The sequence below is a fragment of the Vibrio celticus genome (assembly GCF_024347335.1).
GTDB classification, from domain to species: Bacteria; Pseudomonadota; Gammaproteobacteria; order Enterobacterales; family Vibrionaceae; genus Vibrio; species Vibrio celticus.
Map to the genome: position 1 here is coordinate 16,627 of NZ_AP025464.1, position 24,357 is coordinate 40,983.

The 24,357-nt window shown below is 43.8% G+C and carries 18 protein-coding genes and 3 pseudogenes; 10 read left to right on the top strand and 11 right to left on the bottom strand.

What is annotated here, in order from left to right:
• Positions 1-81 precede the first annotated feature (81 nt).
• Both OCV19_RS24920 and uxaC read right to left on the bottom strand, forming a co-directional pair.
• Positions 82-2,120 (bottom strand): annotated as a pseudogene (locus OCV19_RS24920) (heparinase II/III domain-containing protein).
• A pseudogene (uxaC, locus tag OCV19_RS24995) lies at positions 2,117-3,558 on the bottom strand (glucuronate isomerase). Before uxaC ends, OCV19_RS24920 begins: the two co-directional pseudogenes overlap by 4 nt.
• A gap of 698 nt (positions 3,559-4,256) precedes the next feature.
• Between uxaC and OCV19_RS16410 the strand changes: the two are divergent.
• The 3 genes from OCV19_RS16410 to OCV19_RS16420 all read left to right on the top strand — a co-directional run bounded on the left by OCV19_RS16410 (position 4,257) and on the right by OCV19_RS16420 (position 7,911).
• Positions 4,257-6,023 carry a sodium:solute symporter family protein gene (locus OCV19_RS16410; RefSeq protein WP_065677440.1) on the top strand — a complete coding sequence of 589 codons (1,767 nt, stop codon included), beginning with the start codon at positions 4,257-4,259 and terminating at the stop codon, positions 6,021-6,023.
• Between the two features lie 100 nt (positions 6,024-6,123).
• Entirely contained in the window at positions 6,124-6,306 is a 183-nt protein-coding gene (locus tag OCV19_RS16415; protein ID WP_139093582.1) for a hypothetical protein, read from the top strand.
• A gap of 45 nt (positions 6,307-6,351) precedes the next feature.
• Positions 6,352-7,911 carry a hypothetical protein gene (locus OCV19_RS16420; protein WP_261875724.1) on the top strand — a complete coding sequence of 520 codons (1,560 nt, stop codon included), beginning with the start codon at positions 6,352-6,354 and terminating at the stop codon, positions 7,909-7,911.
• Between the two features lie 250 nt (positions 7,912-8,161).
• Here the strand turns inward: OCV19_RS16420 and OCV19_RS25000 are convergent, their stop codons facing one another.
• From OCV19_RS25000 to kdgR, 4 genes are all read right to left on the bottom strand, one after another.
• A complete protein-coding gene (locus OCV19_RS25000; RefSeq protein ID WP_167352292.1) occupies positions 8,162-8,266 on the bottom strand; it encodes an integrase core domain-containing protein in 105 nt (34 codons plus the stop codon).
• A 498-nt stretch (positions 8,267-8,764) separates the two neighbouring features.
• The gene (locus tag OCV19_RS16425) at positions 8,765-9,490 is read right to left on the bottom strand and encodes an exonuclease domain-containing protein (RefSeq protein WP_065677438.1); all 726 of its coding nucleotides are present in this window, start codon (positions 9,488-9,490) and stop codon (positions 8,765-8,767) included.
• Between the two features lies 1 nt (position 9,491).
• Positions 9,492-11,360, bottom strand: coding sequence for a DUF294 nucleotidyltransferase-like domain-containing protein (locus tag OCV19_RS16430; protein ID WP_065677437.1), 1,869 nt, complete (start codon positions 11,358-11,360; stop codon positions 9,492-9,494).
• 88 nt (positions 11,361-11,448) lie between these two features.
• Entirely contained in the window at positions 11,449-12,231 is a 783-nt protein-coding gene (gene kdgR, locus OCV19_RS16435) for a DNA-binding transcriptional regulator KdgR (RefSeq protein WP_065677436.1), read from the bottom strand.
• Positions 12,232-12,490: 259 nt separating this feature from the next.
• Here kdgR and kduD point away from each other — a divergent pair, with 259 nt between their 5' ends.
• From kduD to OCV19_RS16455, 4 genes are read left to right on the top strand one after another with little or no spacing between them, the layout of a single operon-like run.
• A complete protein-coding gene (gene kduD / locus OCV19_RS16440; RefSeq protein WP_065677435.1) occupies positions 12,491-13,252 on the top strand; it encodes a 2-dehydro-3-deoxy-D-gluconate 5-dehydrogenase KduD in 762 nt (253 codons plus the stop codon).
• Between the two features lie 18 nt (positions 13,253-13,270).
• The gene (locus OCV19_RS16445; RefSeq protein ID WP_065677434.1) at positions 13,271-13,789 is read left to right on the top strand and encodes a YgjV family protein; all 519 of its coding nucleotides are present in this window, start codon (positions 13,271-13,273) and stop codon (positions 13,787-13,789) included.
• A gap of 13 nt (positions 13,790-13,802) precedes the next feature.
• Positions 13,803-14,123, top strand: coding sequence for a cupin domain-containing protein (locus OCV19_RS16450; RefSeq protein WP_065677433.1), 321 nt, complete (start codon positions 13,803-13,805; stop codon positions 14,121-14,123).
• 39 nt (positions 14,124-14,162) lie between these two features.
• Positions 14,163-14,798, top strand: coding sequence for an RpiB/LacA/LacB family sugar-phosphate isomerase (locus OCV19_RS16455; protein WP_065677432.1), 636 nt, complete (start codon positions 14,163-14,165; stop codon positions 14,796-14,798).
• Positions 14,799-15,413: 615 nt separating this feature from the next.
• Here the strand turns inward: OCV19_RS16455 and OCV19_RS16460 are convergent.
• Positions 15,414-16,037: a bifunctional 4-hydroxy-2-oxoglutarate aldolase/2-dehydro-3-deoxy-phosphogluconate aldolase gene (locus tag OCV19_RS16460; protein ID WP_065677431.1), complete on the bottom strand. Its 624-nt coding sequence runs from the start codon at positions 16,035-16,037 to the stop codon at positions 15,414-15,416.
• Between the two features lie 13 nt (positions 16,038-16,050).
• Positions 16,051-16,980, bottom strand: coding sequence for a 2-dehydro-3-deoxygluconokinase (gene kdgK, locus OCV19_RS16465; RefSeq protein WP_065677430.1), 930 nt, complete (start codon positions 16,978-16,980; stop codon positions 16,051-16,053).
• A 526-nt stretch (positions 16,981-17,506) separates the two neighbouring features.
• Here kdgK and OCV19_RS16470 point away from each other — a divergent pair.
• From OCV19_RS16470 to OCV19_RS16480, 3 genes are all read left to right on the top strand, one after another.
• A complete protein-coding gene (locus tag OCV19_RS16470; RefSeq protein WP_240508203.1) occupies positions 17,507-18,034 on the top strand; it encodes a sodium:solute symporter family transporter in 528 nt (175 codons plus the stop codon).
• A 109-nt stretch (positions 18,035-18,143) separates the two neighbouring features.
• On the top strand, positions 18,144-18,386 hold the full coding sequence (locus tag OCV19_RS16475; RefSeq protein WP_065677428.1) for a hypothetical protein: 243 nt from the start codon (positions 18,144-18,146) through the stop codon (positions 18,384-18,386).
• A 238-nt stretch (positions 18,387-18,624) separates the two neighbouring features.
• Complete coding sequence (locus OCV19_RS16480) at positions 18,625-19,791, top strand: glycoside hydrolase family 88 protein (RefSeq protein WP_065677427.1); 1,167 nt, start codon at positions 18,625-18,627, stop codon at positions 19,789-19,791.
• Between the two features lie 443 nt (positions 19,792-20,234).
• Here the strand turns inward: OCV19_RS16480 and OCV19_RS16485 are convergent.
• The 3 genes and pseudogenes from OCV19_RS16485 to OCV19_RS16495 form a co-directional block, all read right to left on the bottom strand.
• A pseudogene (locus tag OCV19_RS16485) lies at positions 20,235-20,874 on the bottom strand (IS5 family transposase); the annotation flags it as partial.
• A 176-nt stretch (positions 20,875-21,050) separates the two neighbouring features.
• Positions 21,051-22,724 carry a methyl-accepting chemotaxis protein gene (locus OCV19_RS16490; RefSeq protein ID WP_065677426.1) on the bottom strand — a complete coding sequence of 558 codons (1,674 nt, stop codon included), beginning with the start codon at positions 22,722-22,724 and terminating at the stop codon, positions 21,051-21,053.
• 188 nt (positions 22,725-22,912) lie between these two features.
• On the bottom strand, positions 22,913-23,803 hold the full coding sequence (locus OCV19_RS16495) for a hypothetical protein (RefSeq protein WP_261875725.1): 891 nt from the start codon (positions 23,801-23,803) through the stop codon (positions 22,913-22,915).
• Between the last annotated feature and the right edge of the window lie 554 nt (positions 23,804-24,357).

Genomic DNA, 24,357 nt, shown 5'->3' on the forward strand with positions numbered 1-24,357 from the left:
TATGTGTATTGGTGACAAATAGTTAACTGAGGATACCGAGAAAAATATAGCCAGCTCTTGGTGAAAGAGCTGGCCTTATCGTTATTCGTTGAGTGCCAGATTGTCGCTTTCAGGCTGCCAACTTTGAGTCCGCAAAGAATGCGAATACAAATTGTAGGTGATGGTGGTTTTGTTGCCATCTTGGTTGATACTGAATGTGATTTCGGTGTCGCTCCAAGAGATATCTTCAAGCAGGAGAACTGCATTTTGCGATAGGTCGTGAAGTACCATGGTGTTTAGCATGGTCGCATTGGAGCGAACCAGGGTATACGCGAGATTCGATGTTGCTGGGTTATCTGGCGCTTCACCAATCAAGACATCACACGGCGAACTGAATACCATCTTCTGGCTAAATGGCGTTTGTCCTTCAATGGCGTAGCGATGGGAGTGCGCTGAAACCGAACTCAACTGATGTGTATTGGTCATTCGGTTGAGTGCGCCTGGCAACGGGTTAGCGCAAACCTCAAAGCTGTCCGTTTCGGTATGTTCACCGCGAATATGGTAGGTCAAATCCAACTGTTGCTGATGCGGATTGGCTATCAGGTTTGCTTCTACATACGCTTCGCCAACACAGAACAAGATACGCCTGAACATGACGTTCTGATATGACTGGCTATCCCACTGCTCGATGGTGTGGCTATCGACTTCTGCTGCTGGTTGATTCCAATCGGCAAGCGTATCTATGACTTTGCAAATTGGAGAGTCAGAGAAGTGAAGTAACGTTGGATCGATTGGCGATTGGTTCTGCTGATTCACAACAAGGGTGTTGTGCGTGGCGGTATTCTTGTAATAGCCATAGTGCAGCTCTGCGCCATACCCGGTGGTACCGATATCGGGCAGTATCTCTTTGCCATTACGAACAATGATCAAGCCTAATCGATCGTAGTGATCGTGTTCGCCACCATAAGGACTATGCTTAACAAGCAGAGAATGGTCATTGCTTTGGTCGTAATGAATCGTCACGCCCGCCTGAGCGGTGTGGATAGATTGACATTGCAGTGGCGCAGCCTTTGGAAGTTCATCCACACCGTAAAGTAGAGCATCGATGTTATCTCTTGAGATATTTTGATAGATGCTAGTAAGAACACTCGCAAACTCATCACAAGGGTACTGCGCGTAGGCAAACTCAAACAGGTGTGAGTGAGCAATGCGCCTTGGCCGGCAATACAGTCATTGAGACGCGGGAAGTCGCCCGTATTAAGTACCAAGTTTAGTGGAAACTTGAGCATCTTAACAAAGTTAGAGTTGGAGCTCACGGAATGAGGCGTTGAGTAGGCGATTTTTTCAAAGTTTAACAGCGCTTGTAAGGCGTAGTAGTGATAGTGAATTGAGCCCTCAAACCACATTCCCTCTTCTGAGCAGCCGTGGTTAAGTTGATAGTGGATACCGTAGTTAGTATTCAGAGCAAAATCGATGTAGCGGCTCTCTTCGAGGATCAACCCAATCACACCAATGGTGGCGTTGATTTTCATTTCATGGTTGTGTAGCTGGTCAGTTCGGTATTCCATCAAAAACTCAGCCCCTTCACGAAGTAGGCGCTGCTCGATGTATGACTGCTCGTCTAGTGACAGTTGCTCATGAATGAAGTCATAACCGCGAGCAAGATCCAAGTGGCAGTTTGCCTCACATAAAGTCTGTGCATTCGCTTTGCCAGGACCGTTGTAGGGGATGCCACCATGAACTTCGTAGTCCGGATAGTATTTAGCGGATTGAAGCAAGATGTCTTTAACCTTATCGAAGAAACGTTGTTCTCCAGTCAGTTTCCAAAGCAAGCCAAGATCGTAGCACGCTTTTGCATTCAGGCCATTTAGCCATCGCCACCAGGCGCCATCATATGGTTCACCCGTGAACGCTTTACCGTCAACTGAGCAGCAGTGCGAGAGTGGCTTTTCACGATCCCACGTTAGGCGAACGCCATGCTCAGGGCAAAAGTAATACAGGTTCCAGGTCGCACGACCGTCGGGCGGAACCAAGGTATCGTTATTGAGCACAACATGATTGTCTTCTATGAGTTGGGCGATAGTTTGCTCAGAAGCGCGCTGTTTGATGGATTGAATTTGTTGTTCGCTAAACTGGATCATTGAGCATCCCCTGTGAGTCTGGATTGAGGAAAATTAAAGTAGCGCTCTGCATTGTAATAACAGATGTTTTCTATGGTGTCTTTCAGTAGCGCTTCACTATTTGGAAGCTCTCCATTTTCGACCCAAGCGGCGAGTTGATTACAAAGTACACGGCGGAAATATTCGTGGCGACTCATCGAAAATACGTTGCGAGAGTCGGTCAACATACCTATGAACCGGCCTAGCGCACCTAAGTTCTTTAATGTGGTGAGCTGGGCTTCCATGCCGTCTTTGTGGTCGTTAAACCACCATGCGGCGCCAAATTGGATTTTTCCAGCGGCGGAGTCACTGTCTTGAAAAGCACCGGCAATGCAACTGAGTAGTGCATTGTGATTCGGATTGATGCTGTAAAGCACCGTTTTTGGTAGCTGGTTGGTTAAATCTAATTGACTGAGAAGCTGGGTTAGATTTTCGGCAATAAGGCGATCATTCATCACGCTAAATCCGGTGCCACCGCCAAGCTCCTGTTTTCTGCGTTCGTTAACGTTAATCAATACACCAATGTGGAGTTGCATTGCCCAGCCACGGCTATGGTAGTGCTGACCTAACTGGTTGAACAGAAAAGAGCTAAGTTGTTTGCTTTCGATATCTTTAAGCACTTTCCTGTTAGCAGCTTTTCAAATAGTTGATGAGCGGAATTATGCGAGCAAGGTGCAAAATGCACTTGAGTGAATCCAAGATCGGATAGTCGGCAGCCAGCGTTATGGAATGCTTCGATTCGCTTTGAAATCGCGTTGAGAAAGTCATTGATGGATGCAATATGCAAAGAGGTCATCGTGTTTAATGTATCAATCATCATGCGAAAAGCACTTGGCGATCCAAACGCAAATAGATCGTCTGCTCTGAATGTAGGGAGCACCTCAACGTCAAAGTCGGACTCGGCAATCAGTTTGTGATAGTGAAGATCGGAGAGCGGTGAATCTGTAGTGCAAAGCGTAGTGACATGACACTGCTTCAACACACTCTGAGTTGTGAGTCTAGATGTGGCAAGCTCGGCTTCACAGTGTGACCAAATGGCATCGCAATTGTCCGAGTTTAATAATAGTGAGCAGTTGAAGAAACGCTCCAGCTCTAGGTGAGACCACTGATAAAGCGGGTTGCCGAGAAGATAAGGGGCGGTTTGACACCATTTCTCGAACTTTTTCTTGTCGTGCGCATCGCCGGTTATATAGTGTTCTTCAATTCCATTGCTGCGCATCGCTCGCCATAAATAGTGATCACTATGCAGCCAGCATTCAGCGATGTTACTCGCGCGATGGTTTTCCCAAATCTGTTTCGCATCTAGGTGATTGTGATAATCAATTATCGGCATAGCTTTGGCGTAGTCATGGAACAAGCGGCGAGCCAAATCTGAGGTTAAAAGAAAATCGTCGTGAATGTATTGGTTCATGGGTTTCATCTCGAAATACTTTGAAAACTCAACGGTGTTAGCGGTGACGAGTGGATTGCTAAACGCAAAATAGGGGCTGGTGGCCAGCCCCTTGTCATTACGCTAACTTTGAGTCTGTAGGTCCACTACTTTGGTATCCTTGGCGCTTTTTAACAGTAAAGCACCAACAGTGAGTACCACGCCGCCACAGAACAAAAATGCCATAAACTTACCTCTAAAATAAAAATTGCTTCGATGAAAATAAAACGATGGTTCATTATTGCACTTGTAGCGTCGCGATTACCAACGAACTGTGGGTTTTTGTGATGAATGAAACGGTTTTTCATTTTTTATGTTGCGTGTGGTTTTATCTTGTTGGGTTGTTCAGCCCTTATCTTGTCTACGCTTATGTGCTTATTAAGTCAGAGTTGGCTCGCTACTCATCCAATAGTAAACGCACACTGTGCCTTATCTTACTTGGTGATATATACAATAAAGGGTGAGTCATGGGTTAATAAATGAGTTACCTACAACCATATAAGAAACGGTTGATCTTGCCTGTTGCGCATTCTTTGATCGTGGTAACACAAAATCATACAGTTAGAAATAATTGGTTACATAGCTCACATAATAACCTGGTTGGACTTTATAAAAACGTTATTTACTTAATAATGAAACGTAGTTTTAAAATTAGTCTAAAAATAAGTAAAATGTAAAAGGAGTTCAGAATGAATGTCGATATGCTCGTCGTGGGCGTTTACTTTATCTTTATGATAGCGATAGGCGTCATCTTTAAACGTTTCGCAGGTAGTTCTACCAGTGACTACTTTCGCGGGGGCGGTAAAATGCTCTGGTGGATGGTAGGCTCAACTGCCTTTATGACGCAATTTAGTGCTTGGACGTTCACCGGGGCAGCAGGTAAAGCCTTTACCGATGGTTTTCCCATTATGGTCGTATTTATGGCCAACGCATTTGGCTTTTTACTTTCTTGGTTATTCTTTTCATACCGTTTTCGCCAAATGCGAGTCGTAACACCGATTGAAGGCGTTCGTCGTCGTTTTGGTGCTACAAATGAGCAAGTATTTACTTGGGCGACCATGCCAACCAGCATCGTTTATACCGGTATTTGGCTAAATGGTTTGGCACTGTTTGTCAGTGCGGTATTTAAAGTAGATATTGAGACAACAATCGTAGTTACAGGTCTAATCGTCCTGTTTATTTCTGTTATCGGCGGCGCGTGGGGTGTTGTAGCATCCGACTTTGTTCAGATGGTGGTCATTATGGCCGTGACCGTGGTATGTGCTGTTGCCGCTCTAATTAAGATAGGTGGTCCTACGAACCTAATTGAACAGTTCCCTGCGGATTCGATCATGGGTTCAAATATGAACTATCCGCTGTTGTTCGTGGCATGGTTCATCTTCATGTTCGTGAAGCAGCTTCAAAACATCAACAACATGCAGGACTCTTATCGATTCTTAACAGCTAAAGATTCGACCAATGCTCGTAAAGCTGCGCTACTTGCGTTTGTTCTTATGCTGATTGGTCCTGCTATTTGGTTCTTGCCTCCTTGGGTGTCGGCAGTGATCTACCCAGATGCAGCCACAGTACACGCAGCACAGCTAGGTAAAAAAGCAGCGGATGCGGTTTACTTGGTATTCGTTGAGAATGCGATGCCTGTTGGTATGGTTGGCCTACTTATGTCTGCGGTATTTGCCGCGACCATGTCTTCAATGGACTCTGGCCTTAACCGTAACTCCGGTATCTTTGTTCGTAACTTCTATGCACCAATCATTGATAAAAAGGCTGACGACAAGAAACTAATGCGTGTAAGCCAAGTGGTTACTGTGGTGTTTGGTGCTCTGATTATCGCAGTTGCCCTATTCATTAACTCTCTTCGTGGATTGAGCTTGTTCGATGCGATGATGTACGTCAGTACGCTACTGCAGATGCCAATATTGGTCCCATTATTCTTCGGTATCTTCATCAAGAAGACGCCAGATTGGGCGGCATGGGCAACATTGGCTGTCGGTATTATTGTCTCTTACCTTGTTAGTTTCGTGATTACTGCCGATGTTGTAGCAAACTGGCTGAACTTAGACACGCCATTTACGGGCCGTGAAGCGAAAGACCTAAAAGTCTTACTCGGTATCATGGGTCACTTGTTCATCACGGGTGGTTTCTTCTGCCTAACCACTAAGTTCTACAAAGAGCCAGTTGGTGAACGTGAATCTGAACTGACTGAGTTCTGGAGCGATGTTGCTACTCCTGTAGTAGAAGAAGCAGGTCAAGATGAGTTGGATCGTCAACAACGCAACATGCTAGGCAAATTGATTCTTGTATTTGGTGTTCTAGTGACGCTAATGGTACTCATCCCGAATCCATTCTGGGGACGAATGGCCTTTGTCTTCTGTGGAGCGGTCATTGTGACGGTTGGTAGTTTGCTTCTGAAAAGTGCAAAACAAGCCGATAAGCTTACGACTAGTAGCGCCACATAATTCTAATGCCCCCATGAGGAGCTACGCAGTTCACAGTAGCTCCTTTTTTTAACCAGTAACTAAAAGAAGTACATAATAAACGCGGAAGGGAGATCTAAACGTGAAAATGAACGTGAACACACTCGCCATACTTATTCCTCTAACCCTATATAGCGCATCTGGCATTTCAGCTCCAGGTTATAAACAAGGCGCAACGTTACCTACGACATTTCAAAATACTATCTACGCAGTTGATCACGGTGTTATCGTCGACGATGGCATCGATGATTCTGCTGCATTGTAAGCTATTATTGACAATGAGGTTACCGCTTCTACGAGTAAAAATACGGTGATAATACTGCCACAGGGCACTATTAACCTGAGTGATGAAATCCATATTGACAAGTCAGGGTTAGTTATCAAAGGGGCGGGAAGCGATCCAGCCACGGGTACTCAAATAGTCGTTAAGTCTTGGTCACCTTATGGTGTGGATGCCAGTAATGCTCCTGATTTTGATAAGAAATACTGGCCTGGTTTTGGCGTATTTCGTGTCGAAACTCGAGAGAAGCATGTCAAGGAACCCGCTTACGAGGGGAGCGTCAACTTCCACTGGAAACACAGCATTGAGTTTGCACAACCTGCAAAAATGGGTGACAACACCATTGTAATAGAATCAGGAAAAGCCGGTGAGTTTAGCCAGGGCGATCTTATTTATGTCGGTGCCGCCAACGACAAAGCGTTTTTGGATAAAGGGCAAGTGCCAGAATCGAGAAGAAGTGGTAGTCACATAAAAACCGGTCACATGCGCACACAGATTTTTAAAGTGACAGCGGTAAACAGTGGCAACAATTCGGTCACCCTTGATGGCGCTCTAGAGTTTGATATCCCGCTAAACAATGAGAGTGGTTACAACAGCCGTGTCATGCCAGTCAGTGCGGTAGAAAACTTTGGTCTGCAAGACTTCTTTCTAACCATGGACACGAAAGGCAGCCATTGTGAGGGCTACAATCGCAACCAGTTTTCGGCGAGCAACCCTAATGGCGTCTTGTATCGATATGAGAACGTATGTGCACAAGATGCGATTCACGGCATCATTCTCAAGTGGGCGTATAACGGCTGGGTTGATAATGTCCGTATCGACATGATCGGTTCACATCCTATTGTCAGTGAGTTCGCCAAAGCAGTCACCATCTCCAACAACACGATCGACGGCTCGTGGAATAAGGGGGCTGGCGGAAATGGCTATGTTCGTGGCTCTAAGTTATACAACAGCTGGATCCACAATAACGATATTCGTAACATTCGACACCTCGCTCTCCAATGGTCAGCGACTGGAAATATCGTCGAGCACAATACACTGAATGTTGATATGAACTTCCACGGTGGCTGGGAGCGAAATAATTTGGTTCGCTTAAATCATATCGCCGTGCCGTACGAGCATCGCAGTTGGTCTAATGGGGCGCCAGAATCGGGGTCAACGTGGCAACCGATTTGGGTTGGCTCCGGCGACCACGCCAGTAAGTGGTCAGGACCGACAGGGCCTAATAATGTCCTAACCAACAATACACTGGAGAAAGCAAAGAGTTCGGGTGAGAGTATTACTCGATGGGGGCTATTCGATGAACCTGATGTCGAGTACGCGCTCAATTGGGATGGCAGCCAGTACAAACATCTCAATATTAATGAAGAGCCAATAGCGACTTGGAATCAAGCGTTGGCAGAGGGCGTTCATCAGCAGATACCAACTTCTGGTGTCACTGTGGCTGGAGGTTCTTGGCCTCCGGAGGGGGTCGATCCAGAGGAGCCTGTTGATCCAGTCGATCCACCTGTATCTGAAGGGTGTGATGTCATCACCCAATATAGTTGGGGCAGAAAATGGAGTTGGACTTATCCCAAGCAAGCTGTGTAGCGATTGATAGAGATCTCGCAGGAAAGACAGTGCAATTGTGGGACAGTGATGCAAATAATAGTTGTGATTTCAGGGGGACGTTATCCAGCATTGATGGTAGCGGCTCAGTTAACGTGACATCAAACTATGTGAGCAGTAATAGCCTAACAGGTAAGCTGGTTAAAGTGATACCAAATAATAATTGTCAGTATGTTAAATTTAGGTCGTACTAAGTTACATACTTGCCCCGTCCTGATATGGGTTGACACTTCTAACCATACGCTCGATGTAATTCATCGGGCGTTTGGTATTCTAAGGACGTATGTGGCCTCATTTGATTATAGATCTTGATATGATTTTTAAACTGATGCTTCAATTGATATTTTATGTAATTTCATTAAGGAAGTTTTATGATTGTTCGCAAAATTTATGATTGCTATTTCTCTTGCTTGTCCTAGGGTGTAATGGCGGATGATATAGACTTCATTTTATTGGTTGAAACCATAAAGTATGAGGTTACATCATTTCTTCCGTTTGCAAAGAAGCAAGCATCGGATGTAATCTCGTAAAGTCGCACTTCAGGAGAGGCTTAGAAGCGAGTCATCATTGCACTTATCAATTATCGTTTAGGCAATGCCTACATTTGGGCTAATGACCACAATGTCGTCGTTTCATTAACCCAGCGGATTGCCGATGGACACTTATCTCAGTCTGTACCGCAAGGAAGCATTTTAGAATCCGTTAGTCAGATGCAAGCGTCAATCAAGCCATTTTCATTGAGTTCAATGAAAACGGCTATCGGACGATCTGCAATCCAATAGCCATGGTTTTGAAAAACAAGAGCTAGTGGCAGGTTAAGCATGAGTTGTCACGTTTAATAGGGTGGTTTGCACATCACTTCACTGAGCGGGCGATGACAGAGTCTTAGTCTCTTTACTTGAGCTAATAATAGCTCCGCACAACCTAATGCATCACTGGCTGCGGAGTGGGCCTGATAATCGGGCAAATTATAGTGTTGGCGCAGATCATCGAGTTGGAAGCTAGCATGGCCACTATTTTTTCCTAAATAGCTAAATCGCTTCTCAAGCATCAAGGTGTCTATCATGTAACAAGGCAGCTTTTCCAATTGATAGCGCCTTTTGAGATACGACGATAAAAAGCCATACTCAATGCCCGCACTGTGGGCAATGATAGTTTTGCCTGCACAATGTTCGATTAATAGATCGAGTGCTGGCTCGGGCTCCACCCCCTGTTTTTGAACTTGAATGGGCATAATTTCATGAATGATAGCGCTCTCTGGTCGCACAATAACGTCGTAGCGCAGAATCACTTCGCTAACACTGGTTAAATCAATCTCTTCATAGTTTAACTCAACCGTTCCAATAGAGAGGATCCTATCAGTGTCAGGATTTAATCCTGTCGTTTCAAAATCGAGTGCGACAAATTGTTGTTCAGACAACGGGCGCTCTGCATTAGGGAGCGGGTGGGCAAAGTAATGCTCGAGGGCATGAGAAGACCAGCGTTTAGCCTGCATGGATTGGTGCAAAGCTTCAATATTGTCGCCTTTAGAGAATAGCTTTTGTAGGGCTTTGGCCAGCATGTTAGAACCCGCCTACAAATTTGAGTTTAGCGACATCCTGCAGTTCGCTGATTATCTTGAACGCTTCTTTGAGGTGCTTGCGTTCAAAACTGCTGAATTCGTCAGGGCGGATGTGGTTATCCGGAGTATCACCACGAAGCTGTGCGTTGAGCTGGTGCCTAAAACGAACTTGAGTTAGAAAACGGTACGCGCCGATAATGTTGTCGCAACTGTTTTGAGACAAGGTGCCTTGCTCAACTGCATATCGAAATCGCTCTTCAGTCCCTGTTAGCGACCCTCCAGCGGCAAGGCTGTATATTCGAGCAAGATCGATGATGAGATTCAACGCAAATTTTTTGATGTTGAGTGATTTAGTGTTATCACCACTTTTTTCTAGTACCAGGCTATTGAAAATACCAAGTGGCGGTGATGTTTCGATGGCATCGCGTGTTAGTGCCGGGATAAAGCGAGGGTTTGCATGAATGGTCTGGTGTAGGTGGTTTTGAAGCGTATCAACAAGTTCCGCGTTCCCGTACACGCAGCGTATTTCCATGAAGACACTGATGTTGAGCAGTTTATTGTATTCTGGACTAGCTACCCATTTTGTATAGTATTCTTTCCAGCGACCTACACTCTGATTCCATTTTGCTGTGGCTGCCATGTACTTGCCATCACAAAGGGGATAGCCCACTGCGGCTAATCCATTACACACTCGCATTGCAAAGTAAGTGAAGTAGAATCGATCATCCTTGGTTGCATCTTCTGCGAGTACGAGAGCATTGTCTTGATCAGAGAGCATGTGTACTTCGTTTCTTGCATGCGACCCAGCAACCATCCAAGCGTATTCACAAGGTGGTGGACCGAGCACTTCTTCAGTTAGTTGGATTATTCGTCTATTGAACGCATCCATGATCATCGACATCACCTGACCATGAATTTCGGCGCTCACGCCACTTTCGACCAAGGCTTGGAAAATAGTTTCTTTTTCATCTCGTAAACTCGCAAGCGCATTGATCGAGTTGGCGTACTTGATTTTTTCAATGAGGAAGAGCGATTGAGTACGATGGTTATGAACTAGATGTGTAGTCGTTAATAAGCCTTTTACTTCGTTATTGGCGATTACAGGCAGGCATCGAATATTATACTGCAACATGAGTGAAATCGCTTGAATCACTTTGTCTTCGCTATTGATCAAAATGGGGTTACGTGTCATGACTTCATAAATAGGTCGCTGGGTATCTATGCCCTGAGCGACAACATGTTGGGTCATATCACGGTCGGTGACCAAGCCGACAATTTCATGTTCTTTTAGTACCACGGCGCATGAGCTGCGACGCTTACCACACATGGCCTTGGCGACATCCATGATCGAGTCGTCGTAACTTGATACTGTGATATTTTCGCTGGCGACTTCTCCAACCGTACGAAAGAACAAGCTTTTCTCTTCTTTGTTGACGATAGAACGTATGGCGGAGTTCAAACGGGTTTTTGCCGTAGCGGCAAAGTAGTCTTTAAGCTCGGGATGTTGCTTGCACGTCTCTTGAATGTTTGCATGTGGTATAAGATAAAGTAGCGAGTCTTCAATAGCTTCCGCTCGGTAGCCATCTTCTGCTTCATTAAGGGGCTCAAGGAAAGTAAACCCAAACTGATCCTCTTCACCGAGACGGGCTCGGAGTTTATTGATTTGGGTACGCTGCTCTATTGCGCCTTTTCGAATCACATAGAGGTACCGTTTCTCGCACATCGAGTGAAACTCAATACTTTCTCCCTTGGCTAGGTATTTGACTGTGACTGAGCCTGCTAGTGATTCAACCACCTGTTTTGGTAGAAGGTCGAAAGGGTCAAGGTGAATCAAAAAGTCGAAAATGTTATTTGAAGCTGAAGTACCCATGTAAATCCCTTAAATGAAATGGTGTTTCAATAAAGTGCTTGACGGCAAAAAAAGCAGCACGAGTGCTGCTTTTTTAACTGTATTAATGTCAGACAGGGTAATTGTGATAGCCCAAGTGCTCAGAAACATTGCGGCCAGCCGAGTGGAGCTGGGCAATATACTCTTGTTTGCGGTTTTCTTCGAATCGGATAGTAGGAAACGAAACAGAGATAGCCGCAATAGGGTCACCAAATCGGTCGTAAACCGGTACTGCAATGCAACGCAATCCTGGCTCTTGTTCTTCGTTGTCTTCACCAAAATGCTGCTCACGAACAAGGTTCAATTCTTCAAGCAGTTGGTCTGCGTTTTCATGCGTATGCTGCGTGTGTTTTTTAAACTTAACATCAGCCAAGAGAGCTCGTACTTCTTGCTCATCCATATGAGACATCAACACCTTACCAATAGCTGTGCTGTAGAGCGGGTTGCGGCGACCGATGCGTGAGTGCATACGTAGATGATAACTGGAGTCTATCTTGTGTAGGTAGATGATGGAGTCTTCGTCAATGGAGCCCAAGTGGACAGTTTCATTGATTATCTTGGAGATTTTCGCCATCTCAGTATTAGCAAGATTAATGAGGTCGACATGCTCTAAAGCTTTTGAACCTAACTCAAATAATTTTAATGTCAGTGAGTATTTATCGGCTTCCCCTTCCTGCTCAACAAACCCGAGTGTCTTCATGGTTTGTAAAAAGCGATAGGTTGTCGCCTTTGACATCATCAAGCGTTGAGATAGCTCGGATACACCAATCTCTTTTTGGTTAGCCAGTGCTGAGAGGATGTTAAATACTTTTAATACTGACGATACAGCTTCCGGTTGAGTTGATTTTTCCATTTCACGCTCTGAGTCATTTTCGATAGTACCTGATTATACCTGACATGTTCGAGCGAGTCAGTAGTTTCGAAAAGCCATTTCATTAATTTAAAATCAATAATTGAGATGTCAATCACATTAGTTGTAGTTAACTTTAAAAATTAAAACGCAATTTCAAAAATAACTTTAGATCGTATCATTTTTTGTGTAATGTAAGTTTCAACAGAGTGAACACCGGCCTTTTTTTGTTCACCACACATTCATTACAAAGGTACAGATTATGATTCTTGATTCGTTTAGCCTTGAAGGCAAGGTAGCAGTGGTAACTGGTTGTGATACCGGTCTTGGGCAAGGAATGGCTATCGGGCTTGCTAAAGCAGGTTGTGACATTGTTGGCGTGAACATTGTTGAACCGTCAGAGACGATTGCGATGATCGAAGAGACAGGTCGCAAGTTTGTTGATATTCGCGCTAACTTAATGAAGTTAGATGATATTCCAAGCATCGTCGATCGTGCAGTTACGGAGTTAGGTCGAATTGATATCTTGGTAAACAATGCAGGCATCATCCGTCGTAACGACGCCATTGACTTCTCTGAGCAAGATTGGGATGACGTGATGAATATCAACATAAAGTCGGTGTTCTTTATGTCACAAGCGGTAGCGAAACAGTTTATCGCGCAAGGCCAAGGTGGCAAAATCATTAACGTCGCGTCAATGTTGTCATTCCAAGGTGGTATTCGAGTACCATCTTACACCGCTTCAAAGAGTGGAGTGATGGGTGTGACTCGACTAATGGCTAACGAATGGGCAAAAGAAGGCATTAATGTTAATGCTATTGCGCCGGGCTACATGGCAACAAATAACACAGTAGCACTGCGCGCTGATGAGCAGCGTAATGCTGAAATTTTAGAGCGTATTCCAGCTGACCGTTGGGGCACTCCGGAAGATCTAGCGGGGCCATGTGTATTCTTGGCATCGAAAGCATCTGACTATATCAATGGTTACACTATTGCCGTTGACGGTGGTTGGTTGTCTCGCTAACAGGCTTAAGAGAAGGTGATGGATCTATTTTCTGTCGGACAGGTATTAGGTTTTTTGAGTTTTGGTTTAGGAATTTCTACCTTTTACCAAAAAGACGACAGGCAGCTCAAAATTTTAATGTTTGTCTTTAATATCAATCATCTTTTCCACTATTTACTACTAGGTTCAACCGTATCTGCCGCGGCAGCCGGACTGTCGGCAGCAAGAACGTTGGTATCGATACATACACGGTCCAAGCTTGTAGCAGTATTGTTCATTGTTGTTGCAGGTGGTTTTGGGTTTTGGGTTGCTGATGGTATAGGGCAGCTTTGGTCAATTTTTGGCACGATGATCGGGACGTTCTCAATGTTTGTTCTCAGCGGCGTGGCAATGCGTATTGGCTTTTTGCTTGGTGCGACATGTTGGCTAATCAACAATATATTGGTTGGTTCAATAGGTGGTACCTTACTTGAAGCGACACTTATAGTGACGAACCTAGTAACCATTTATCGATTACGCAAATCAAGTGATTTGGTGTCTAGCGAATCACAAACATAATAGGTTTTTACACATGTTCGTATTCAATAAAAATGTGCAGTTAGAAGACTTAGGTGATGGTGTCAGCCGAAAGGTGCTTGCACACAACGACAACATGATGTCGGTTGAAGTCCATTTTGAAAAAGGTGCGGTTGGTGCTATGCATTCGCACCCACATGAGCAGCTTACTTATGTGCTGTCTGGCGCTTTTGAATTCACGATTGGCCAGGAAATGCACATCGTTAAGGCCGGTGACACCATGTATAAGCAGCCAGATATTGAACACGGTTGTGTGTGTGTTGAGGCAGGTACGCTAATCGATACGTTCACACCAATGCGCAAAGATTTTGTTTAAGATTAAACTAATGACGAGCCTTCTCGTCGGGGAACTACTATGAAAATTGCACTAATGATGGAAAACAGCCAAGCACCAAAAAATGCGATGGTTGCTTCTGAACTAAACCTTGTGGCAGGTAATTTAGGCCACGACGTATTCAATGTCGGTATGACAGATGAAAACGACCACCACCTAACTTACATTCACCTAGGTATCATGGCGAGCATCCTACTGAACTCAAAAGCAGTAGACTTTATCGTAACTGGCTGTGGCACAGGCCAAGGTGCGTTGGTGGCAAGCAACCTTCACCCAGGTGTGGTATGTGGTTACTGCTTAGAACCATCAGATGCATTCCTTTTCAACCAAATTAACAATGGTAATGCTATTTCATTGGCGTTTGCGAAAGGCTTTGGTTGGGCTGGAGAGCTGAATGTTCGTTATATCTTCGAAAAAGCATTTACTGGTGCTCGTGGCGAAGGCTACCCTGTAGAACGAGTTGTACCTCAGCAGCAAAACGCAGCAATTCTTAATGATGTTAAGGCTGCTGTTTGCAAGGACGTTGTAGTATCACTAAAAGCGATTGATCAAGATCTAGTCAAGCAAGCTGTTGGTGGCGCTCAGTTCCAAGAATGTTTCTTTGCTAATTGCCAGGTCACTGAAATTGCTGAATACGTTCGCACTTTGATTGATTAATTTGATCTGACTTAAAGTGGCCTCAGAACTCCTTGAAATTTTATATCTGAGGCTGCTTCAAATCAAACGTAGCACCACTTATTGGCTATTTTATTATTTGTTTTGATGTCCATATCGGGATTTGGCCAGCCAGTGTTATCATTGGTTTTTTTATTTTTGATAGTCAACAGACTTATGGTCGTTGTCTCATAGTTTCACTAGCTTTCCTTTCTCATTCTCATTCTCATTCTCATTCTCAAAAGCAAAGATTCACATTGAACGGAAAAGTCTATTCTTAAGGTGGCATCTGAAGTCTATTATTCCAAGCAAACTATGCCGTTGTATCATTGGCATTTGCGAACAAACGGTTAGTGTGTAGGCTTATTTTCATTGAGCTCCCTGTTAGATGCATGGACTTGCTTTGGACGCTTAATGTCTTGACTGTCATCTGCTGCGTAACTGTGTAACTGCGTCGGCGGTTGAGGTAAGTAAATTTGAGCTGGGTGCGGTTTCGTTAAAAATAGCGGTTAGAGCGGATGTTTTTTTCCTTATTATCCCATCATGATTGATTTTTCAAAAAGAAATTAGCCCCATGGCCAAAGCTCGTGGGGCATAGTTTCCATAAGCGGGGGCGAATTAGTTAACGTGCGCAACCGCACCTTTAACCAACTGACCTAGTTCATCCCAGCGACCCTCGTCGATAAGGTTGGCTGGAACCATCCAAGTGCCGCCGCATGCTAATACAGACTTGATGGATAGATAATTATCGACATTCTTTAGGCTTACACCACCTGTTGGCATAAATTTCACTGGGTATACGGCTGTTAGTGCTTTTAGCATACCCACACCGCCAGATGGCTCTGCTGGGAAGAACTTCAACGTACGCAGACCCATTTCCATTGCTTGCTCAACAAGGCTTGGGTTGTTTACTCCAGGCACGATTGGTACGTTTTTATCGATGCAGTATTGAACCGTGCGTGGGTTGAAGCCTGGGCTTACGATAAAATCAACGCCAGCTTCAATCGCTTGGTCCACCTGTTCGTTGGTAAGAACGGTACCCGCGCCAATCAGCATTTCTGGATACGCTTGACGCATTGCAGCGATTGCGTCTGCTGCGCATTCGGTACGGAACGTGATTTCTGCGCAAGGCATGCCGTTGTCTACTAATGCTTTACCTAGAGGAATAGCATCCTCCACTTTGTTAATGGCAATGACGGGAATCACTTTAAGGCTTGCTAGCTGTTCATTTAGAGTTGTCATTTGTTTTGTCCTACTAATCAAGAGTTGGCGTTGCTGTATTAGGAATGATTGCACCGCGGTACTGAATCACAGTTCCGGCGACTTTGTGTCCTATTTCCGCTGATCTAAATGCATCACCACCTGTTAGGCGCTTGGCAAGATAACCGGCGCTAAATGAGTCCCCCGCAGCTGTGGTATCAATAACGGAGTTAACTGGCTTAGGCGCGACATACTCTGCGCGACCTTCGCTAAGTACTAGGCACTCTTTTGCGCCACGCTTGATGGCAATTTCAGAGACGCCTGCTTGCTGAGTGCGTTCAATGCACTCATCTAGACATGTGTCACCGAATAAGTATTGATCATCTTCGAAGGTGAGCAATGCGGTATCCGTGAAACCGAGCATCGCAAGGTACGTGCGCTGAGCGGTATCTCGGTTCGCCCATAATTTTGGTCGATAGTTGTTGTCAAAGAAGACGCTGCCGCCTTTGGCCTTGAACTTCTCTAAGAAGCTAAACAGGGTGTCACGTCCAGTGTCAGTTAAAATAGCCAAGGTGATGCCGCTTAGGTAAACCGCATCGTAATCCATCAATGAATCGACAAGGGATTGGCTCTCTGGCTGATCGAACACGAATTTAGCCGCTGCATCGCCGCGCCAGTAAAAGAAGGTGCGTTCGCCAGTTTCATCGGTCTCGATGTGATAAAGGCCGGGCATTTTGTCGTCTAGACGCAGTACCTGATCGGTATCAATGCCCTCTTCAGACCACGCTTTTAGCATTTCAGCAGAGAAAGGGTCATTACCTAATGCGGTAATGTAGCTCACTGAAATGTTGTAATTTTTCGTCAAACGAGAAAGATACAGCGCGGTGTTTAGTGTATCACCACCGAAACTTTGCTTTAGTAGTTCTTCTTTGCGTTGTAGCTCCACCATGCATTCGCCGATGATCGCTATTTTGTATTGGCTCATAGTCAAATATCCAGCTTGAGAGTGACCCGTTTTATCAGTATTTACTGAGTTAAAAACGTTTGGTAAGTATCTGATTTTAAATTTCTAACTGATTGTTTCTTTGTATGTTTATTGTGTTGATAAACGTTAGAGCGTAGATGTTGACTAAAGGATGTCGTGTTTAGCATGGTTTTACCATCATCCGCGCCTTCAAGAAGTAATTAGAGGTTGCATTTTATTTGAAACAGCGTTCCAGGTAGTTGTAATCTATCAGCGTAACTTGAAGGCGAGGTAGTAATATTTCTACTTTTAACCATTAACTGTGATTTGAGTCGAGTTTCATTGTTGCGGTCATTGAGTTCCGTATGGACGGCGAAACCAATAGGACTAATCGCAGTGAATGAATAATCTGTGATGTATAAGGAGTGATATAGAGCTCATTGATACTGTTATTATTGTAGGTTACTTTGCTTTCTTATTGTTCGCCGCTTTAGTGTTCAAGCTTTTTGCCACAGATAGTTCGAGCTTTATCCGCGGTGGTGGAGCAATGATGTGGTGGATGGCGGGCGCTACTGCTTTCATGACACAGTTTTCCGCGTGGACCTTTACGGGGGCTGCAGCCAAGGCCTATGAGGATGGGCTGACAGTATTGTTCATTTTTTGGGGTAATGCCTTTGGCTTTTTCGTCGCGGCTGGCTATTTTGCTCCCCGTTATCGCAAGATGCGCGTTGAGACGGCTATGGAAGCTATCAAGGTTCGGTTCGGACGAGCATCTGAGCAAGTTTATACCTGGCTCTCTTTTCCTTTGACTATTATGTTTGCGGCGATCTGGTTAAACGGTTTAGCGCTTTTCGCAGCCGCGGTTTTTAACATTGATCTTGTAGTGACGATTGTTGGCGTTGGTCTAATCGTGAATTTTATTGTCACGAGTGGCGGCTCGTGGACTGTGTCTGCGACTAGTGTCATTCAACTCATTTGTTGGTTGCGATTAGGGGCATTTGCGTTGCTCGAAGTTGGTGGGCCAGTGACACCAATAGATGTTACCCAACCTATAGTTATATGGGTGCTAATTTGAGTTATTGGCAAGTGTTTTGGCTTTGGGTTGTGATGATGCTACTTAAGCAAACTATCAACGCGAATAACGCGCTTTCTTGCTATCGATTTTTGGTGACAACGAACGAAAGATGAGCAAAAAAGCAGCCTTGTTCGCTGGTATCCTATTTATTTTTGGTCCTGTCATGTGGATTGTCCCTCCGTGGGTGACTGCGTCGATGGAATGGATCTTATGGCGTTATTTTGTTGGCAGGGACTCATCTCTGTCGGTATGGGAATGTAAAGGCTACCTCGCCGGCCCCCACAACAGATTAATTACGCTTTTCAGCCTGTGTGAATTGTTGGCTTTATTTTTGTCGAATCTTGGTCGTTAAGCTCCCGAACTATTGTTCTCACTGGTTGTACTATTCGTCTGGCACTACGACCCTAAAAGGGAGGTGTGCCCATCACCTTAAAGCCTACTTCATTTGGTGTTCACTAAACTGGGTGCCGACCGTCGCAAAAATCATCCCTGATTACACCAAAAACAGACATGTTTTTTCCAAGGTGATTACCCTATATTTGAGCTATGAACTAAACGTAATTATCACCGAAAGAAGTAGAGGGATAAAAATGGATTCAGATAAAACGTGGGCAAATAACGCTTGGAAAAGTGTGTTTGAGAAAGTTAAATTTACTAGTGAAGACATTTCAGTACAGTTTCCTTCCATGACGTCTGAAGGTAGGTATGAAGATACCCACGCTCCTTGGGCTTGGGTTGTCGGTTTTTGGCCTGGTTTGTTGTGGCTGCTTTATGAGAAAGAGCACTACCAGCCATTCAAAGGCATCGCCATAGCACGCGAGAACACGATGGATGGCCCGCTTGATGAATATGTTAATATCCACCATGATGTTGGCTTTATGTGGCAACTTACTTCAATCAAGCAGTATGAACTATTTGGCAACGAGCGTTCTAAAAATCGTGCACTTAGAGCAGCGAGTCACCTAGCGAGTCGATTTAACATCAATGGACGTTTCTTAACCGCTTGGAATAAAAATGATGTAAGTGCCGCAGACCCGAAAGGTTTGAGTATTATTGACAGTATGATGAACTTACCTCTTCTCTACTGGGCTGCTGACCAACTAGATGCACCGCGATTCAAACTGATTGCCATGGCGCACGCAGATACTGTGCTTAAAGAGTTTATTCGACCAGATGGTTCGGTAAGGCATATGGTTGAGTTTGACTATATTACTGGTGATGTGAAAAGCTACTACGGTGGTCAAGGCTACAATGAGAATTCTGCGTGGAGTAGAGGCGCATCGTGGGCGGTTCATGGCTGTGCATTAAGTTATAAATACACTAGAGAGCCAAGATACCTAGAAGCGGCCATGAGAACCGCTGACTTCTTTATTGACCAGTTACCTGAAGACGCAGTCCCACATTGGGACTTTAGAGCTCCAAGAGATGAGAATACGCCAAGAGATACTTCTGCAGCGGCGTGTGCTGCGAGTGGTATGTTACTCATCTCTGAGCTTGTTGAAGATGAAACAAAGAAAGCACATTACTTTGAAGCCGCCAATAGGATCCTAAAGAGTCTTTATGACAACTACTGTACAGCAGGCGAGGATAATCAGCAGGGAATCTTAACTGGAGGGGCGTTCAACTGTCCGAAAGGTTTGGGTGTTAATTGCTCTCTCATCTATGGTGACTACTACTTTGTAGAAGCTCTATCCAAACTGGTGGCAAAACTCTCGGTTGAGAAAGAAGAAACTATCGCCCAAGAAGCGGCGGTATGATAGTCAGTAATAGATAGTAAATTCTACGTTACGATCTATGAATAAGAACGCCTGATCTGGAATTTCGGGCGTTTTTTTATGCGCCGAGCATAGCACCAACCTAGGAGGTCAAAGCCCTCTACGTGCCTTATCGAGCAGGACACGTTAGCTTATGCAAGGGTGTCTATCGTGAGGTGGAATCTGAAGGAAGTAAATGGCAAAACATAGCTTGACGAACAGATATCTGATAGTAGGTATAGTCAGCTTGGGTAACCTAGCTACAGATAGAATAGCCCGAAGTCGCGAATAGAAGTGCGACTATGTAAATCAGGCTGAGCTATGAGAAAGGGGATATCTTACCTCGGGAGTTCTTAACAATTGTCCCTTAGACTAGGCTAGTAGTGATGTTAGACAAAGATTGATAAGAAATCAGCAGAGTGAATAGTAATTTTTAAGCTAAGTTACCCTCCTAGCAACTGTTTAATTCGACACATCGCTGCTTCTGAAAGTGAACGTTTGTGGTATCCATACCGCACTTTTCAATGCTTATTTGAACCATATAATTTTTGGCAGCCCACGGCGAGATTTCGATGGCTCCCATAATCTTATTAGCAGTGTGACATACTCTAGTGTAATAAGAACCATCACCAGCCACCGCAAGGATACTTCGGCGTATTTGTTTTCGTAAGTTCGGGAGTACCTATCGATTTGTAATCGTTGGTAAAACTAGCTCGGCGGCAATGAACTCATGAGTAATTGTATCTACTGGGATATGAAGCTTTCGCCAAACTCTACGCTTGCCATCCGTGCCGTTTTTTGCCTTTCCATTCGCCTTTGCCATAAACCTTAAGGCCAGTAGTATCAATGGCTATGTGCCGTATCGCTCCTTTCGTTTTAGTCTTCAATGAAACCTCAACTTGTTTGGCTCTACGACTGATACAGGTGTAATGCGGACACCTTAATGGTACATGGGCTAACCTAAATATTGAGTCGATAAATCCTTGCAGCGCTCTCAGTAGCATAGAAAAAACCTTTCACCATGAGTGCCGTCGTGATAGCTAAATCATTGAACTGACGTGGCCACCTGCGCTTATTCTGTTTGTTTTACACTGACTCTCACAATCTAAAAGATCAGAGAGCCATGAGAGGTAGTGGGTGTGGCTGGTTAGGTCGCAGGTTCTGGATTTATTCCACTAAATTACGCAACAAAGCCCTAGCTATTAAATGATGATCCTAGTCAGCACCATTAACGTCATTTTATGTTTGAGTCGAATCGCCAATTACACCGTAAATTGCGACATCTCTTTATTGAGAGCGACTACATTTTGCTTCAACTCTTCGCTAATCCTAGCGACCGAATTCACCTCAGATTCAGTATTATTCGTAAGCTCAAATAAGCCATGTAGATTAGAATTTAACTCTTCCGTAACCGAGGTCTGCTCATTGGCAGCCGTCGAAATCGTAGCATTTACCTCATTCAACAAAATGATTGCTTGATTAACCCGAACCAGGGAATGGTTAGATTCTTCCGTGACTGTTTTAGCATGAACACTCGATGCTCTACTCACTGTCATAGATTCCACAACATTATTCGCGCTAATCTGCAGTTTGTCGATCATCACACGAATCTCTTCGGTGCTAGCCTGGGTCCTGCTGGCAAGTGTTCTTACTTCATCCGCTACAACTGCGAACCCTCGCCCTTGATCACCTGCTCGGGCAGCTTCAATGGCGGCATTAAGAGCCAGCAGGTTCGTTTGTTCAGCTATTTGTTGAATCACCTCAAGTACTGAGCCGATTGCTTCAGTCTCTTGTCGTAACTCATTCATTGCATTGGAGGACAGATGAATATCTTCATTGAGCCTGCTCAGTTCTTGCACAGCATCGCATAGCGAAGCAGATGTTTTTGTTGCTTCCTCTGTTGCCTTATTAGCAGCACTAGCGGCTTGAACCCCATTGTTGGCAATTTCTTGTGCACTCATGATCATTTCATGAATGACATGCGTTAAGAATTCTGTCTTAACCTTTTGCTTTTGTACTAGTTCTAAACTGGATTGGGATGAGTTATCTAGTGCAGTAGACGCGCCTTTAATCACCTGCGCTTCTGTTGAGACAGTCTTGACAATCAGGCGGATTTTTTCTGAAAAGTCATTAAATGACTTAGCACATCGACCCACCTCATCATCAACTTCAACAACCAATTTATGGGTTAAATCTCCCTGACCATGAGCAATGTCTTGCAATGCTTCGTTCATATTATCAAATGGCTTTAAGGCCTTCATGATTGAGAACGCACACGCGGCTAATGAAAGAATAAAAATCCCTAAAGCAATCAGACCTGTTTGATTCATAATTCGAGTGATGGTTGATTCGAATGAGTTAACTTTCTCTTGCGCAGCAAGCTCAATATCATCAATAAAATATCCTGTACCGATTAACCAGTCATAACCGGGTACATTTTGCGTGTAGGCAAGCTTGGGATAGTATGCAGAATTTGAGCTTTTTTGCGCGTCATACTGTACAAATCCGCCACCAGATCGAGCTTGGAGAACCATTTTTTCAAGCGGGTGCAGTTCAGTTGGGGAATCACGAGTGAAACTTAGCTTCTTTGGTTCAGTTCTATTTATTCGACCATTTGCAATCGACCATTGATCATAAGAGTTAAGAAAGAAAAAAGAATTATCATCAAATTTAAAACGGTTCGCTATGTCGATAATCATCATATCGCGCTCTTTTGACGCAGGTAGTTTTAATATATCCTGCATGGATGATAGAGCTAGCGTTACTAGGTGTTTTAATTCACTTTGCTTGTGTTCCAATAGAACAACGCGCTCGCGCTCTATTTGCTCGTTTTTAAAAGACTTCAATTCATTGATTGTGATTGTAAATAAGGCCAATGACACGAGCAATAAAGGTACGATACAAATGAACAATAGTTTGTTCTTAAGAAGTGACATTTGTTTCAACAGCTTAATCCCCACGTACAGTTTAAAATAATTAATCAGGTAATGTATTGACAAAACATTTCAATCAATTGACAAACGATGAACCATAACTATCATGAGTTATACCGAAAAATTATCACGGAATGACTTCTATTGTTTCGTGTACTTATTATTGAAATGATTTATCTCTCTCAATAAAGCTACTTCATACTTGCCCCAGTAACCAAAACTAAAATATCATCAAGAACTTTAGTGGAACCAACATAGATTCCCCATCTGAATCCAATTTCTTCGGTTCTTTTAAATTGTCCAGTACCCACTAACTCACCATCGATATACATTTCGTAATCCAAGCCATTGTCACGAACTTTCATATCAAATGGCTGACCTAAGACATTGTCACGAATTTTAGTGTGCTTGGCGCCGCGTGGATAGAACCACAGGCTTCCGTCACCATGCACTCTCAACATGACCGACCAATGATCTACGTTATTACCTTTAGCTTGGAACAAAGAACAGTAATGCTTTTTAACAGGCTCTGCTGAGCACCCCGCAGCTTTCAATACATTGAAACGTGCAGAAAATTCATGCCAAACACTAGGTTCTGGTAACCAGCGGTCTTGAGGACTAAATGCCTCTACCCGAGCTGCTAGCTTACGCTGATTACTAACATTCTCTTCGTCTTTAAACAGGCGAAAAATTTGTGTGTTACCGTCCTCTTGATACCAACGGCTCCACAGATGAAACTTATCTTGCGTAATCGAAGGGTGGCCTACGGTATGTATACGATACTTATTGCTTTCGCTATTTATTGCTCGATTACCATAAGGTCCGGTCTCCACTTTCTCGTGATCAATTTTAATACGAGAACCTTCAAAACCTGCTGAAGTATGTGTCTGTAGTGGTTTTAAAGCAGCTGTACTTAAGATTTGTGACCAAGTAGGATCTGATCCTTCTTGAACGTAAAAATTATGAAGATCAGTTCCTTGATTATTGCTATCGGAAACTTTGTCACCACTAAAAGCCGATGCAGATATAGTTAATCCTAACATTGAAAAAATATAATATTTTTGTACATTTTTGTTTTCCATAAAATAGATGTAAAATAAATGTTATAAATTATAATAGCAACACATCAATTAATATAAGATAAAGATAACCCTGTCACTATTGATTAAATTAATAAATTTAATCGTAAAAAACACCTTTAATTTTCAAAGTTTCTTTAGTTTTAAAATTAGTAACATACAGCATAAGATAAAAAAAATAACACCTATCTTTGGGTTTTGTAACGTCAAAATTTGCGATTAACACTCCCCAATTCAACGGTGAAGTGTGACACTCGCCAATATCAAGCGACTAATGCCATTTATTGGAAGACAATCTTTGGTTGGTGAAAAATAAAAAACCTTGCGGTCAATAATTTGTCAGCGATAAGGCGTATTCAATATTGCTGTCTATTTAGAGGTGTTAGGTCAGTTACTTTCCTTTATTCACATATAGCTTCTTCATTAATTAATAAGGAAGGGTATTATGTCGGATTAAAGCTTGATAGTAGAAGAAGCAAATTTTGACATGGAAGTTGTCAATTATTTACATTGTAACCTCAATAATATCTAAGACAAAATAAATTGCACAAAAAACT